Origin of the sequence: Chelativorans intermedius (assembly GCF_025398255.1) — a bacterium.
GTDB lineage: Bacteria > Pseudomonadota > Alphaproteobacteria > Rhizobiales > Rhizobiaceae > Chelativorans > Chelativorans intermedius.
The window spans coordinates 1-14,421 of record NZ_JAODNW010000042.1; the positions used below are offsets into that span (position 1 = coordinate 1).

The window sequence follows — 14,421 nt, forward strand, 5'->3', positions numbered from 1 at the left end:
CTCAATCTCGGCCGACGAATGCACAAACTACTTCGCTAATGCAGGATACGGACAAACCTAGATTCATCCCGCTCTAGAGATCGAGCGCCAACTGCAACGCCTCGCCGGATGGCGACGAAGCGGAGATGACCTTCAAGCGTGTTGGCAACGCGCAGATGATCGTCGATCATGCGGAAGTGCCGGACGCGTTTTGCGGCCGGGGGATCGGCTTGGAGCCTGTCGAGTGTGCGGTCGAGGACTCGCGGGAGACCGGCGTGAAGATCATCCCCCTCTGTCCTTTAGCCGCCGCTCAGTTCGACCGTCACCCCGAATGGGCGGACGTGCTCAATCAGCAGCTCCCCAGCCGCCGCCGTTCGCCGTGCGGACAAGGATCTCGTCACCAGGCTCGATGACGAGGCCGCTGACGAAGGCATAATCTTCGCGCTTTCCGTCTCGACGGAAGACGGTAAGCCCGTTCGTCCCGCCTGGGTTACCCCCGTTCAGGCCCCAAACGGGCTGGCGGTTGCGGCTGTAGCCGGCCGAAAGGATCGCCTTACCGCGCGGCCGATAGCTGACGGTCACCCCTTTGCCGCCGGAATGCAAGCCCTTGCCTTCCTCGGTCTCGTTGAGGCGCTTGTGGCCGACATCGATACCGTAGCGAGCTTCGCAGATCTCGACCGGGCAATTGAAAGTCTCACCGTGATTGGTGGAATACATGGCGTCGAGGCCGTCTCGCTCAACGGTCGCGCCCCAGCCGCCCATCTGCGGCTCGACCATGGTGAAGCGGCGGCCGGTATCGGGATGATTGCCGACGATCACGGTGCCGCAGATGGAAGCGAAGCTGCCGGCGGGCATGCGCTCCGGCATGGCGCGCGCAATGCATTGCCATAGCATGTCGGCGAGGCGGATGCGGGTCTCGAAATAATAGCCATGCGGCGCGTTACCGGTGGCGTGGAAGACAGTTCCCGGCTGGGTTATAACTTCGAGCGCACGAAAGGAACCGCCATTCGTGAAAAGCGTCGGGTCGGTCAGCGCCTTGAAGATCATCTGCGCCGAGATCACTGCGCCATCGCGGCTTGTATTGTAAGGTGCATTCCGTTGCTCCGGATTGTCGCGGAGGTCAACAAGAAAACGCTCCTTGCTGACTGTGATCGCTGCCCGCCAGACAGCGCCGTCGTCCTGTTCCTCTTCGATTTTATAGGTGCCTTCGGGCAGGGTCGCGAGGCCGGCGCGGGTGCGTCTCTCACCTTCCTCGAATAGCGAGGCAAGGGCACCGCGATAGGTGTCCAGTCCATAAGTTTCAACGATCTGCCGGATGCGGCTTTCGGCTTTGCGGCTTGCGGCCACCTGCGCCCACAGGTCCCCGGTCACGAAATCTGGCAGGCGGGAGTTTGACGAGATGATATCGAAGACGGAGCGGATCGGCTTGCCGTCCTCGAACAGTTTCACCGCCGGCAGGCGAAGACCTTCCTGGAAAATCTCCGACACGTCGACCGCCATCGATCCCGGCGTCTTGCCGCCGACATCATTCCAGTGGGCGATCGAGGCGGCCCAGGCGACCAGTTCGCCGGAAGCGAAGACGGGGAGCGCGATCACCACATCGTTCAGATGCGTGACGCCGCCGTAATAAGGGTCGTTGGTAACGTAGACGTCGCCCTCGCGCACCTTGTCAAGGCCGTGGATCTCTACGATCCGCTTCACCGCCTTGTCGAGGACGCCGACGAAGGTAGGAATGCCGGCGCCGGAGCTGATCAGCTCACCCTCGGCATCGGTGATGCCGGTGCCGACATCCAGCACCTCATAGATGATCGGGCTCATGGCCGTCTTCTTCAGCACTGTGAACATCTCGTCGGCTGCTGCCACCAAGCTAGCCTGGATAACGGTGGCGGTGATGGGATCGTGCGTTTTCATGTTCAGCCTGCCGCCACGTGGAGGTCGCGCGGGAGCGTCGAGAGGATTTCCGGCCCGTCCTCGCGCAGGATGACGATTTCCTCCAGCCGGATACCGAAGCGTCCCGGGATATAGATGCCCGGCTCGATGGAGAACACCATTCCCTCTTCAAGGACGGTCTCGGACGTCGCCGTGATGAAGGGCGGCTCGTGGCCGTCGATGCCGAGTCCGTGGCCGGTCCTGTGGACGAAATAATCGCCATAGCCGGCATCGGAAATGACCTTGCGCGCCGCCGCGTCCACCTCCTTGGCCTTGACGCCGGGACGCGCGGCCTGCAACGCCGCTTGGACAGCCTTCTCCACGATGGAGTGGATTTGGCCGTAGCCTTCGGGAGGTCTGCCCACCGCGGCCATACGGGTGATGTCGCTCGGGAAGCCGCCCTTGCGAGCTCCGATGTCAATCACGACGGCGTCGCCTTCGTGCAGCGTGCGACCGCCGGTCTGGTGATGGGGGAAGGCGCCGTTCGGGCCAGAGCCGATGATGCAGAAGAGCGCTGCAGCCCTTTCAGAGGAGAAGGAGGCGCCGACCACTTCGGCAAGCTCGGCTTCCGTCATGCCCGGACGGATCGCGGCGAAGGCCTTCTGCATGGCGCGGTCCGCAACGCCCGCACTTGCCTTCAGTGTCTTGAATTCGCTCTCGTCCTTGCGCATGCGCAGCGCGCCGACCGTCTCGGAGGTGAAGGCGTGGTCTGCATTGGGCAGGTTGTCAAGCAATAGAAGCGCGAAGTCGGCGCGCATCGTCTCGTCGAGCACAATGCGGCTGGCATTGCCGGCATCGACGGTGGCCAGCGCATCGACCAATGCCCGCTCAGGACCTTCATCGTCGCTCCAGGTATGGAAGGCTATATCCGTGTTCTCGCGCGAACTCTCGGCATTGAGAACCGGCATCAGGAAGGCTTCCGCCGTGGGCGAGACGAGCAGCAGGCAGGGCCGCTCGTCCGCATGCGGGTGGAAGCCGAGAAGCCATTGCATATGCGAGCTCGGCCCGAGCGCGACGAGATCGGTTCCTGTTTCGCGCATTTTTTCGCGCAGGGCGGCGAGGCGTTTTGCAGTGTCGGTCATGCCTTCATTCTCCTTGGTCTATCGTTCCCCTCATCCGGTTCGCTGCGCAAACCACCCTTTCCCCGTCGGGGAGAAGGTGGCCCGAGGGGCCGGATGAGGGGGCTTCAAGCCGCCTTGCGGGCAGGCCCCGGTTCTTCCGCTTGGACGACGATGCGATTGCCGAAGATCTCGCCGTCGTCGAAGCCGCCGATATAGGCGATCTCGTCTTCCGGCGGCGCCTCGCTCGACCACTTGCGGCTCGGCTTCCAGCCGCACTGACGCTTGAGGATAGCGGCATATTCGGCGCGCTTCAGCGCAGCGATCGAAGGATCGATGACCGGAACGCCGAGCTTCTTCTCGACATCGTGGTAGAAGCCGACCTCCATGGTGCAGCCGAGGATGAGGGATTCGGCAAAGCCTTCCTCCACTGCCTTGCGCCCGGCTTCGATGAGGCGGCGTTCCGTCTCGGCGTGATCCTTCTGGAAATCGGTGACACCAAGCTCGACATGGTAGAAGCCGGCGAGCCGATGCTCGTGGCCGTGCTCGCGCACGGTGGCGCTCATCTGGTTTACCCATTTGCGACGGCCGACGATGACGCCGAAACGGTTGGATATGCTGGCCGCGATCTCGCAGGAGGCCACACAGGGCGCAGTCACGATCATGTCCCCGGAGATTTCGCGCGCATCATGGAGCGCGGTGTCGTAGAAGCAGCCGATGGCGAGCGCATCGAAGCCTTCGCGGGCTGCCTGGCGCGTCGCGCGGATGATGCCGCGTGTCACCATCGCCTCATAGGCGCGGAACTCGATATGACTGAACCGGCCTTGACCCTCGGGCAACGACGCGACATGGACCTCGGTGCTGGGGAGCTTGTGCTCCCCCGCCATCTTGGCGAACACGTCGTCATGCGCCCCGCTGCCTGCGACCGGGCTCAGATACATGATCTTCAGCGGATTCTCGCTCATCGGTCCCTCCTCTTTGCGATTGGTCTGATCCGGTAAAGCCGTAGACCTCTTTCGCTCGCTCGAGCGTGATCAGGCCGTTGCGGATGTCCTCTGCGACCAGCTTTGGATCTCGTTCCCTTGGGTCGCCGAAGCCGCCGCCGTTGCCGGTGATGACGCGGATGACGTCGTCGGTATGCGTGGTCAGTTCGGAGACGAAGGAATATTTCTCTTCCGAGCCGTCCTTGCGGATCACCTTGACGTAATTGGGCGATCCCTCGCGGCCACCGTCGAGCGACCAGGCGGGAAACTTCGAACGGGTATAGCCAACCGTTAGGAAGCCGTTGTCGGCGCGTACACGGTAATCCATGACGATGCCGCGCCCGCCGGTGAACTTACCTTCGCCGCCCGGCTCCATGTTGAGCTCCATCCGGTCGACATACAGTCCGTTACGCGCCTCGTTGATCTCGGCCGGGCAGTTGTAGGTCTCGCCGTGGAAGCCGCAGAAGATGGCGCTGTTTCCGTCGCGATCGCGGTTGGCGCCCCAGCCGCCGAGCTGCGGCTCGATGATCGTGTATTGCCGGCCGGTATCGGGGTGGATGCCGCCGATGAAGGTGCCGCAGACGGAAGCGAAATGACCTGCGGCGAGCCGCTCGGGCATGTGCTGGGCGAGGCAGCGCCACATCAGGTCATAGACGCGTAGTTCGATCTCGTAATAGAAGCCGATCGGCGCTGGCTCCTTGGCTTGGAAAACCGAGCCTTCACGGGTGAGCAAACGGATCGGCCGGAACGAGCCTTCATTCGCTGCCGAATAGGGATCGGTCAGCGACTTGAAGAGCATCTGGGCCGAGACCATCACGCCATCACGGCTGGTGTTGACGGGGCTCACCGACTGGTCCGGATTGTCGCGCAGATCAACAATGAATTCAGTGTCGGAGATGGTGATCTTCACATTGAAGACACGGCCGTCGTCCTGTTCCTCGGAGAGCTCGAACGTGCCTTTAGGGAGCTTTGCGAGCTCCTTCAGGGAAACCTGCTCGCCATAATCCATGAAGGAAGACATGGCGGTCTCGAAGGTCCCGACACCATATTTCTCGGCGATCTCTACGAGCCGCTTCGCTCCGATGCGGACCGAGGCGATGGCCGCCCAGACATCGCCCTCAAGCACGTCCGGCATGCGCGAATTGGTCTTGATAATCTCCATGACTGAGCGGATCGGCTCGCCTTTGGAGATGATCTTGATCGCAGGAAGGCGCAGGCCCTCCTGGAAGATCTCGGTCGCCTCGCCGGTCAGCGAGCCGGGCGCCATGCCGCCGACATCGGAATTATGGGCGATGTTAGCGGTCCAGGCGATGATTCGGCCGCCGGCAAAGACGGGCATGGCGACAATGATATCGTTCAAATGGGTGACGCCGCCCCAATAGGGATCGTTGGTGGCAAACACGTCGCCCGGCTCGATATCGCCCGGTTTGTCGAACTTGCCGACGATGACCTTAACGGCCTTGTCGAGCACGCCGACGAAGGCGGGAATGCCGGCGCCTGAAGAAGCAAGCGCGCCCTTTGCATCGGTGATGCCGGTGCCCATGTCGAGCACCTCGTAGATGATGGAACTCATCGCCGTCTTCTTCATGACGGCGAACATCTCGTCGGCTGCCGCCTGCAGTGAGTTCTGGATGATCTCCAGAGTGATCGGGTCGTTGGGCAGATTGGTCATGTCCGTCTCACTCTGCCGTCAGGTGGATCTGGATGTTGCCGTAGCCATCGATCTCGACATGGCAACCGGGATGGATGACGATCGTCGTGCCGGGATCCTCGACAATAGCGGGTCCGGAAAAGGTCATGCCCGGTTCGAGTTTCGTCCCGTCATAGATCGCCGACTCGTGGATCCCTTCGAGGGCAAAATCGACCCTGCGGCTGCCCTTGAGCGCGACCTCGGCCTTCGTGCCGGTCGGCTCGCGCTTTGTCATGGTCAGCTTGCCGACTTCGGCAGAAGCGACGAGATGGATGCCGACCATTTCGACCGGCGCGTCGAGCCGGTAGGTGTATTCGCGTTCATAGGTCTCGTGGAAGGCGGCCTCGATCGAAGACAGGCGATCGTCGGTCACCTTGCCCGCGTCGAGCAGGACTTCGGTCGTGTGCTCCTGGTTCTGGTAGCGGAACTTGCCGTAACGCAGGAACTTCACCTTGTCGGCGGTGATGCCTTCGGCCTCGAACTGCTTCCTCGCGCGCGCTTCCGTCTCGGCGAAGATCTCCTCGATGCCTTCGGCCGCGCCCTTCTTCAGGTCGGCGAGGCGGGTGACGAAGTAATCGCGCCTGAGATCGGACATCATCATGCCCCAGGCAGAGAAGACGGAGGCCGCTGCCGGCACCACGACCTTCTTGACGCCGAGCTCGGCTGCCAGTGCCACCGCATGCATGGCGCCGCCGCCGCCAAAGGCAACGAGCGTGAAGTCGCGCGGGTCGTGGCCGCGATTGAGCGACACCAGCTTTAGCGCGTTGACCATGTTGTTGTTGGCGATGCGGATGATGCCGCGCGCCGCCTCGTCGGCATCGACGCCGAGCTTCTCGCCGATGGCGGCGATCGCCTTTTCGGTCGCCTCCATGTCGGCCTCAACCTCGCCGCCGCAGAAATAGTCGCGGTTGATGCGGCCAAGCCAGAGATTAGCGTCGGTGGTCGTGGCTTCCGTGCCGCCGCGGCCATAGGCCGCCGGGCCGGGTACGGCACCGGCCGACTGCGGGCCGACATGCAGCTTGCCGAAATCGTCCACCCAAGCGATGGAGCCGCCCCCATTGCCGATCTCGACCAGGTCGACCACCGGCACCATGATCGGATAGCCGGCGGTGGTGCGGTCGCGCTCGATCCAGTAATCGGTCATGATCTTGACCTGACCATCCTCGATCAGCGAGCACTTGGCCGTGGTGCCGCCGATGTCGAGCGCCAGCACGTTCGGCTCGCCGATCAGCTTGCCGAGTTCGGCAGCACCCCAGAAGCCCGAAGCCGGGCCGGATTCGACCATGGTGATCGGGATCTGCGAGACGGTCTCCAGAGAATCCACACCGCAGTTCGACTGCATGATGTAGGGGCTCCCGGTGAACCCCTTCTCCTTGAGACCGCCAGCAAGCCGCGACAGGTAGCGCTCGGCGATCGGCTGAACATAGGCCGAGAGTACGGCCGTGTTGGTCCGCTCGTATTCGCGCCATTCGCGGGTGATCTGGTGTGAGGCAACGGCCGAAACCTCCGGCCAAAGCCGGCGCACTTCCGCCAGCGCCGCCTGCTCGTGCGATGGATCGGCATAGGAGTGCAGGAAACTGATGGCGATCGCCTCGACGCCGTCGGCCTTGAAATCGTCGAGGATGGCGGGCAATCCCGAGAGGTCCAGCGCGCGCAGCTCCTCCCCCTTGTAGCTCATGCGGCCAGGAATCTCGCGGCGCAGATAGCGCGGTACGAAAGGCTTCGGCTTCTCGTAATGGAGGTTGAAGAAATCCGGACGGTTGCCGCGCGCGATCTCGAGCGTATCGCGAAAACCTTCGGTGGTAATCAGCCCCACCTTGACGCCCTTTCGTTCGGTCAGAGCGTTGATGACGACAGTGGTGCCATGGGCAAGGAAATCGACCGATGCCGGATCGACACCACCTTTGATGAGCACGTTCAGCACACCCTCTTCGAAGTTTGGTGGCGTGGTATCCGACTTGGCCGTGATGATGCGCGGAACGGGATTTCCGTCTTCCGTCTCGAACGCGACCAGATCAGTGAACGTGCCACCGACATCGGTCGCGACGCGGATCGTCTTGTTGACCATCATACGGTTCCCATGGTTTTGTGGCGTTCTTTAAGGAGGAAGCAGACTGCGCCGGGCAGCTTCAGGGCAACGGCGGCAGCGACCTTGTCTTCTGTATAGTAGTCCGCCTCGTGCAGGCAGTTGATCGTGCCGATCACGTTGCCGCCTATGACGACCGGAATGTTGATAACGGACTCGCAGCCGAGCGACTTGATCAGTTCATGGTCATAGAAGACCTCCGCAATACCCTCGATATTGTTTGCGACGAAGACCTGCCGCTCCTGCAGCACCTGCCGCGCCCAGTCGGTGGTGTTCACCGGCTTGGTGCCGGAAACCGGATAGGCGTCCGGCATGTTCGAGTAGAACCGCCCCGCCACGCCTGCGGGGAAATCGAAGCTCATCATGGTGAAGAGCTTCACGCCGATCGTCTCGTCGGTCAGACGGTAAAGCGCATCGAAGACATTTTCCGGCTGGCCCTCGGCGGTCTCGAGCGCTTTGGTGAACGTCGAATAATCAGGCATTTGCATTGTTCTCTTTCTCGGTCAGGCTTGTTCTCAATGCTTCTTCTTCGCGCGTAACAACGGGTACGGCACCGATCAGGCCCCGCGTATAGGGATCGGCCGGGTTGCTGAAGATCGTCTCGACCGTATCCAGCTCGACCAACTTGCCGTTCTCGAAGACCGCGACGCGGTCGGCGATATTGCGTACGACAGAAAGGTCGTGCGTAATGAAGATGTAGGTCAGGCCGCGGCTTTCCTTGAGCTCGTTCAGGAGCTTCAACGTACGCGCCTGAACCAGCACGTCGAGCGCAGACGTGGGTTCGTCGAGAACAACGATCTCGGACTCGCAGGCAAGCGCCCTGGCGATCGCTACGCGCTGGCGCTGGCCGCCGGAAAGGGTTGCTGGCGAGCGCGACCGGTAGTCCGCGGGTAGCCCCACTTCCTCCAGAAGTTTCCCTACGCGCTCCCACCGCCGCGATCTTTCGCCGATCCCGTGCACGTCCAGCGCAAGGCGTAACGATGCACCGATCGTGCGTTTCGGATTGAGAGAGGACAGCGGGTTCTGCTGAACGAGCTGTATGGCGCGGCGGTGGGAGAGTTCGCGGCTGCTTGGGAGGACAGTACCGCGATAGGAGATGGTGCCCTCGGACGGCGGATAGATGCCGAGGATCATGTTGGCGATCGTGCTCTTGCCGGAGCCGGATTCGCCGACGACCGCCAGACACTCGCCCTTGGCGACATCGAAGGAAACGTCGTCCACCGCCCGCACCTCATGGGCGCCGACGGTGAAGGTCTTTGACACGGATTGGAGGGAGAGGATGGGGGTCATGCCACTTCTCCCGGCTCGCCGCAGCCCTCATGCACCACAAGAGGAGCAAGATACTCGTCGGAATTGTCCTGTATCTTCGGTATACCCTCGCCGGTGATGCGCGGGATCGCGTTCATCAATGCGCGCGTATAGGGGTGGCGGGGATTGTCAAAGAGCTGGGTCGCCTTGCCGTGCTCCACGATCCGGCCCTTGTAGATCACATAGATACGGTCGGCGAATTCGCGCACTACGCCGAGGTTGTGCGAGATGAAGAGCACGGCGGTATTGTGCCGGGTCACCAGTTCGCGCATCAGCTTGAGCGTCTGCGCCTGCACCGTCACGTCGAGGGCGGTGCCCGGCTCGTCGGCGATCAGAAGCGACGGTTCGTTGGCAAGCGCCATGGCGATCATGACGCGCTGGTTCATGCCGCCTGAAAGCTGGAAAGGGTAGCTTGCCAGCACGCGTTCCGGCTCAGTGATCGACACATCCGCCAGCATGGCGGCGGCCTTGCGGTCGGCCTCGGCGCGCCCGATGCCGGGCACCATGCGCTTCAGCACCTCATGGAACTGCTCGGAAATCCGGTAGACCGGATTGAGCGAAGATGTTGGATCCTGGAAGATCATCGACATCTTCGTGCCGCGCAGGCGGTGCCGTTCGGCGCGGCTCATTGCCTCAAGATCCCGGCCCTCGAAATTGACGGTGCCGGAGATGCGGGCGGTGCGCATCGTCTGCAGAAGGCCGAGGATGATGCGCGCCGTGACGGACTTACCCGAGCCGGACTCGCCGACCAATGCGACGCGCTCGCCCTTGTCGATATGCAGGGAAATGCCGTGCAGTACTTCCACAAGGCCGGAATAGCCCTTGAAGGAGAGGCGCAGGTCGCGGATGAGTAGGGTGGGAGCCGTCATTGCTCCACCCCCAGGATTTCCCGCAGCGCATCGCCGAGCAGGTTGAAGCCGAAGACGGCGATCAGGATCGCCAGGCCGGGGAAGACCGTCAGCCACCAGGAATCCGGCAGGTACTTCGCGCCTTCAGCGACCATAGAGCCGAGGTCGGGCGTCGGCGGCTGTACGCCGAGGCCGAGGAAGGAAAGCGAGGAGGCGATCAGGATGACGAAGCCGAGGTCGAGGGTCATCTTGGTGAGGATCGACGGCACGCAGTTCGGTAGGATCTCGCGGAACATGACGTGCAGCTTGGAGGCGCCGATCACTTCGGCCGCCAGCACATAGCCTTCCTCCTTCTCACTGCGCGCAAGGTTGTAGACGAGGCGCGTGTACCAAGGCCACCACATAGCCGTCACCGCGATCATGCCATTGGTGAGTGTGGGCTCAAGGAGGCCCATCATGGACATTGCGAGCACCAGCGGCGGGATCGACAGGAAGACGTCGGTGATGCGCATCAGCACATATTCGGTCCAGCCGCCGACATAGCCGGCGACGAGCCCGATCGTGACGCCGATCGGCACCGCGATCGCCAGCACCACGACGCCGAGGATCAGCGAGATCCGATAGGCGTAGATGATGCGGCTGAACATGTCGCGGCCGACGAGATCGGTGCCGAAAATATACGGCCACTGAGGCGGCTTGTTGAAGTTCACGAAATCAACCACCGCGCCGCGATGCTCGGGGAAGGGCGCGATGAAGTCGGCGAAAACGGCCGAGAGCACCACGAGAGCGATGAGCAACACGCCGACGGCTGAAAGCGGATTGGATGCGAGAATGGCGAGGGTTCGCTTCATTGGGCCCTCTGGGAAAGTCGGATGCGCGGATTGATCATTGCGATCAGGAAATCCACGACGATGTTCACAATCAGGAACAGGGCGGAGATGATCAGCACTGTCCCCACGATGGCGTTCAGGTCCTTGCGCAGGATGACGGCGACGCCGTAGCGCGAGAGACCCGGCCAAGCGAAGACCGCCTCCACCAGGAAAGCATTGCCGAGCATGGCCGCGAAATCGAGACCGATGATCGTCAGCGAGGGGATCAGCGAAGGCCGGAAGGCGTAGCGCCGGGCGATGCGCCCTTCGGGGAAGCCGTAGGATTCCGCCATCTCGATATACGGCTTGTCGTAGGTCTCGACCATGTTCGAGCGGGTCAGGCGGGCCGCCTGTCCGATGCCCGAAAGGGCGAGGGCGAAGGCCGGCAGCACGAGATGCCAGGCGGCGTTGCCGAAAGCCTTGATGTTGCCGGCGAGCAGAGTGTCGATCAGCAGGAAGCCGGTAACTGTCGGTACGGTCATGGAATCCGCGAGCCGGCCTGCAATCGGAAAGAGCGGCAGGAAATAGGCGAAGAGCAGCATCAGGATCACCGCCCAGACGAAGCTCGGGGCGGATACGCCGAGCAGCGTGAAGATGCGGATCGTGCTGTCGGCCCATGATCCCCGATACCGGGCCGAGATCACCCCGAGCGGCAGACCGATCAGGATCATCATCAGACCAGCGACGATGATGAGTTCCAGCGTTGCCGGCAGGAATTGCGCGATATCCTGCGTCACAGGCCGGTTTGTATAGAGCGACACACCGAGATCGCCCTGCGCGAGATCGGCGATGAAGTGGCCGTACTGGACCGATAGCGGCTGATCGAGATGCAGGCGTAGCCGCAGGTTCTCTACCTGCTCGGCCGTGGCGTTGGGGCCGAGCGCGATGCGCGCCGGATCGCCGGGAATGACCCGGGCGATGGCGAAAATCAGCATCGAAACTCCGATGAGCACGATCAACGAAGTTCCCAGCCGCTTCAGAACGAGGCGGACAACAGGCGACATCGTATCTTATCCCTTGTGGGCGCGGGCCGCTTCCTCGCTGCGGCGCCGCGCGGCTATTGCCTTGCTATTCGCCGGTCATTTCCATCAGACGGAAGGTGAAGCCCATGCCGTCCATGCCGAAGGACTTCGACGGATCGGAAAGCGCCGGTACCTTCACCCGGTTCGACGCGGCAAAAACCGACTGCCGGTCATAGGCGTAGATGGTCGGCGCTATCTCCATCAGCCGGTCGTTGAGCTCCGAATATGTGGCTTCGCGTTCCTCGTCGGACATCACCGTGCGGCCCTTTTCGAGCAGGGCGTCGACCTTCTCGTCCTTCAGATATTCCGGCGATTGCCACGTGCCGGCGGCCGACGAATGATACATCGGATACATGAGCGTATCGGGATCGCCCGTGACCGCATTGACGAAGATCTGCGAGATATTCGGCGTGTTTTCGGGCTTCGTCACCTGCTCGGTGAAGAGCGCCCACGGCACCTTGCGGATTTCCGACTTGATGCCGAGCTCGGCGAAGTTGGCCTGCATCAGAAGCGCAAAGCGCTCTTCGATAGGCACCTCGCCGATCCACGAGATTTCCAGCGTGAACTCGGACGGATCATGTTTGCATTCGGCGAGATACTTCTTCGCCGCTTCCATATCGCGCTGCATGACTTCCGAGGCTGGGTTGGCGCCATACATCCCGACGGGAATCGCGCCAGTCGAGGGGCTGCCCTGGGCGATCTCGTCGGTGATGGCAACCATCCTGATGCCCGTCGCGTAATCATAGGCAGCCGAAAGCGCGCGACGGCAGTTCACGTCGTCGAGCGGAGGCTTGGCGGTGTTCATCTTGATGTAGAAGGCGCCGCCGCCCGTCTCGGTAAGGAATTGCGCACCGTCGGCCGCCAGAGACTTGAGAACTTCCGGCGGGAGCCATTGCGAGGAAATGTCGTGCTCGCCCTGGGAGATGAGGGTGCGGACGGTGGTAGCCTCCAGGCTGTAGCGCAGCCGAACCTGGTCCGGCGCCTTGTCAGGAACGCCGAGGAAGTAGTCGGGATTCTTCTCCATCACCGTCTCTTCCTGCGGATTGTGCGAGACGACCTTGTAGGCGCCCGAACCGGCCGAATGGCTGGAGAGAAAGGCCTGTCCCCAGTCCTTCATCTCGCCTTCGCCCTCGCCGAGATTCTCCATTACCAGTTTCTTGTCGACGATGGGCAGCCGCACGAGCGAGGCGATGAAGGGCGAATAGGGCTCGCTCAGGCGGAACCGCACCGTATGTTCGTCCACGGCTTCCGCGCCCTCGACCTTGGTGAACACGAAGGAGAGGCCCTGGCCCAGTTCCTTCATGCGGTCGAAGGAGAAGACGACATCCTCGGCGGTCAGCGGGTTGCCGCTCTGGAACTTCACATCCTGGCGCAGCTTGAAGATGAAATCGTTGCCTTCGGTCTCCCAGCTTTCGGCCAGATGCGGCGCATAGCCGACCTCGCCCTGCTTGGGCAGCACGAGCGTGTCATAGACATTGAACATAAGAATCGAGTCGGCATAGTCGGTCGCCTTGCCGGGGTCGAGCTCGCCCACGGCTACCTCGTCGAGGCGAAGAACCGTCTGGGCGGCTGCCTGGCCGGTCGTGGCCGCGACAGCCGTGGTCAAAGCCGATGCGGCCAGAAGTGCAGCCGCGAAGGATCTCACTGTCTTCTGCATGACTAATCCTCTCTGGTGGATTTGTTCTGAATTGCGGAGAGGTGGTCGCCGGTGGCGAGCCCTCTTTGTCGAACCGGCGGCTTCTTGCGGCTGCCGTTTCTCCTCACTGCCAGATCCGATCCGGCCGCTCCGGTCGCATGTTCGTCGCCGAACACGTCCATCGTGCAGGTGTGCAGGATGGTTGCGGGCCTGTCGGTGTGGTTCCAGGTGGAATGCGTGCGTGTGGATGGGAAGTGGATCGAATCCCCGGCTTCGAGGATCGTCCGCTCACCTTCGACTTCGACCGTTATGGAGCCGTCGAGGATGAAGAAGATCTCCTCGCCTTCGTGAGCGATCGGCTCGCTGCGATGGCCGGGCGGTTCATGGATGATGACGCTGCGCAGCACGTTTCCCGGAAAGGAAGCGGAAATGCGCTCATAGGTGAGCGAATTGCCGCCGACCGCATAGATCGGGCGCTCGTTGTGGCGGGTCGCTGGCGTGTCACCGCGCGGCTGCGAAAGGAATTCACTGACATCCGTGCCGAGCACATGCGCCACCGATGCGAGGGAGGAGAGGGAAGGCGTCGTAATCGCGCGCTCGATCTGCGAGATGAAACCGACCGAAAGCCCGGCCGCGTCCGCCACTTCCTTGAGGGTGAAGCCGAGTTCCTTGCGTCGCTCGCGAAGACGCTTCCCGAGCGGCACATTGGCCGTCTGTATCGTTTCGGCTCCAGTCGTGGTGTCCGTCACGCCTGTTCCCCTGATTTTAGTATTTCTAAAACTGTGAAGCGGACGAGAAATGAAGTCAAGAAATTTTTTAGTATTTGTAAAAAGTTGAGGCTGCAGCGGAGGGCGAGTTCCCTCTGCACAGGAACGCGATGCCGGAGGAAATGTTGCAGACCTCTGCCTCAAGAGGATAAACGGCAATGCTGCGGAACTAGAGCGGGATGAATCTAGGTTTGTCCGTATCCTGCATTAGCGAAGTAGTTTGTGCATTCGTCGGCCGAGATTGAG

General features: G+C 62.0%; 12 protein-coding genes and 1 pseudogene. 1 reads left to right on the forward strand and 12 read right to left on the reverse strand.

Annotation, left to right across the window (positions count from 1 at the left end; genetic code table 11):
* Positions 1-104: 104 nt before the first annotated feature.
* Positions 105-392, forward strand: a pseudogene (locus NYR58_RS19245) (GNAT family N-acetyltransferase); the annotation flags it as partial.
* Here the strand turns inward: NYR58_RS19245 and NYR58_RS19250 are convergent.
* The 12 genes from NYR58_RS19250 to NYR58_RS19305 all read right to left on the reverse strand — a co-directional run bounded on the left by NYR58_RS19250 (position 325) and on the right by NYR58_RS19305 (position 14,157).
* Entirely contained in the window at positions 325-1,890 is a 1,566-nt protein-coding gene (locus NYR58_RS19250) for a hydantoinase B/oxoprolinase family protein (protein WP_261522769.1), read from the reverse strand. The pseudogene NYR58_RS19245 and the gene NYR58_RS19250 sit on opposite strands and share 68 nt — an antisense overlap.
* A 2-nt stretch (positions 1,891-1,892) precedes the next feature.
* A complete protein-coding gene (locus NYR58_RS19255; protein WP_261522770.1) occupies positions 1,893-2,990 on the reverse strand; it encodes a M24 family metallopeptidase in 1,098 nt (365 codons plus the stop codon).
* A gap of 104 nt (positions 2,991-3,094) precedes the next feature.
* Positions 3,095-3,931 carry an aspartate/glutamate racemase family protein gene (locus NYR58_RS19260; RefSeq protein ID WP_261522771.1) on the reverse strand — a complete coding sequence of 279 codons (837 nt, stop codon included), beginning with the start codon at positions 3,929-3,931 and terminating at the stop codon, positions 3,095-3,097.
* On the reverse strand, positions 3,870-5,621 hold the full coding sequence (locus NYR58_RS19265; RefSeq protein ID WP_261522772.1) for a hydantoinase B/oxoprolinase family protein: 1,752 nt from the start codon (positions 5,619-5,621) through the stop codon (positions 3,870-3,872). Before NYR58_RS19265 ends, NYR58_RS19260 begins: the two co-directional genes overlap by 62 nt.
* 7 nt (positions 5,622-5,628) lie before the next feature.
* A complete protein-coding gene (locus tag NYR58_RS19270; protein WP_261522773.1) occupies positions 5,629-7,707 on the reverse strand; it encodes a hydantoinase/oxoprolinase family protein in 2,079 nt (692 codons plus the stop codon).
* Positions 7,707-8,207 (reverse strand): GAF domain-containing protein, encoded by a 501-nt coding sequence (locus NYR58_RS19275; protein WP_261522774.1) that lies wholly within the window; start codon positions 8,205-8,207, stop codon positions 7,707-7,709. Before NYR58_RS19275 ends, NYR58_RS19270 begins: the two co-directional genes overlap by 1 nt.
* Positions 8,200-9,015, reverse strand: coding sequence for an ABC transporter ATP-binding protein (locus NYR58_RS19280; protein ID WP_261522775.1), 816 nt, complete (start codon positions 9,013-9,015; stop codon positions 8,200-8,202). The genes NYR58_RS19275 and NYR58_RS19280 overlap by 8 nt, the downstream gene beginning before the upstream one ends.
* Positions 9,012-9,902, reverse strand: coding sequence for an ABC transporter ATP-binding protein (locus NYR58_RS19285; protein ID WP_261522776.1), 891 nt, complete (start codon positions 9,900-9,902; stop codon positions 9,012-9,014). The genes NYR58_RS19280 and NYR58_RS19285 overlap by 4 nt, the downstream gene beginning before the upstream one ends.
* Complete coding sequence (locus NYR58_RS19290) at positions 9,899-10,732, reverse strand: ABC transporter permease (protein WP_261522777.1); 834 nt, start codon at positions 10,730-10,732, stop codon at positions 9,899-9,901. The genes NYR58_RS19285 and NYR58_RS19290 overlap by 4 nt, the downstream gene beginning before the upstream one ends.
* Entirely contained in the window at positions 10,729-11,754 is a 1,026-nt protein-coding gene (locus NYR58_RS19295; RefSeq protein ID WP_261522778.1) for an ABC transporter permease, read from the reverse strand. Before NYR58_RS19295 ends, NYR58_RS19290 begins: the two co-directional genes overlap by 4 nt.
* 64 nt (positions 11,755-11,818) lie before the next feature.
* Entirely contained in the window at positions 11,819-13,429 is a 1,611-nt protein-coding gene (locus NYR58_RS19300; protein ID WP_261522779.1) for an ABC transporter substrate-binding protein, read from the reverse strand.
* 2 nt (positions 13,430-13,431) lie between these two features.
* The gene (locus NYR58_RS19305; RefSeq protein ID WP_261522780.1) at positions 13,432-14,157 is read right to left on the reverse strand and encodes a cupin domain-containing protein; all 726 of its coding nucleotides are present in this window, start codon (positions 14,155-14,157) and stop codon (positions 13,432-13,434) included.
* Positions 14,158-14,421: the final 264 nt, after the last annotated feature.

Coding starts and splice junctions, on each gene's coding strand:
- NYR58_RS19265 (WP_261522772.1), bottom strand. CDS start 5,621: ATGACCAATCTGCCCAACGACCCGATCACTCTGGAGATCATCCAGAAC.
- NYR58_RS19275 (WP_261522774.1), bottom strand. CDS start 8,207: ATGCCTGATTATTCGACGTTCACCAAAGCGCTCGAGACCGCCGAGGGC.
- NYR58_RS19300 (WP_261522779.1), bottom strand. CDS start 13,429: ATGCAGAAGACAGTGAGATCCTTCGCGGCTGCACTTCTGGCCGCATCG.
- NYR58_RS19295 (WP_261522778.1), bottom strand. CDS start 11,754: ATGTCGCCTGTTGTCCGCCTCGTTCTGAAGCGGCTGGGAACTTCGTTG.
- NYR58_RS19270 (WP_261522773.1), bottom strand. CDS start 7,707: ATGGTCAACAAGACGATCCGCGTCGCGACCGATGTCGGTGGCACGTTC.
- NYR58_RS19255 (WP_261522770.1), bottom strand. CDS start 2,990: ATGACCGACACTGCAAAACGCCTCGCCGCCCTGCGCGAAAAAATGCGC.
- NYR58_RS19290 (WP_261522777.1), bottom strand. CDS start 10,732: ATGAAGCGAACCCTCGCCATTCTCGCATCCAATCCGCTTTCAGCCGTC.
- NYR58_RS19250 (WP_261522769.1), bottom strand. CDS start 1,890: ATGAAAACGCACGATCCCATCACCGCCACCGTTATCCAGGCTAGCTTG.
- NYR58_RS19280 (WP_261522775.1), bottom strand. CDS start 9,015: ATGACCCCCATCCTCTCCCTCCAATCCGTGTCAAAGACCTTCACCGTC.
- NYR58_RS19260 (WP_261522771.1), bottom strand. CDS start 3,931: ATGAGCGAGAATCCGCTGAAGATCATGTATCTGAGCCCGGTCGCAGGC.
- NYR58_RS19285 (WP_261522776.1), bottom strand. CDS start 9,902: ATGACGGCTCCCACCCTACTCATCCGCGACCTGCGCCTCTCCTTCAAG.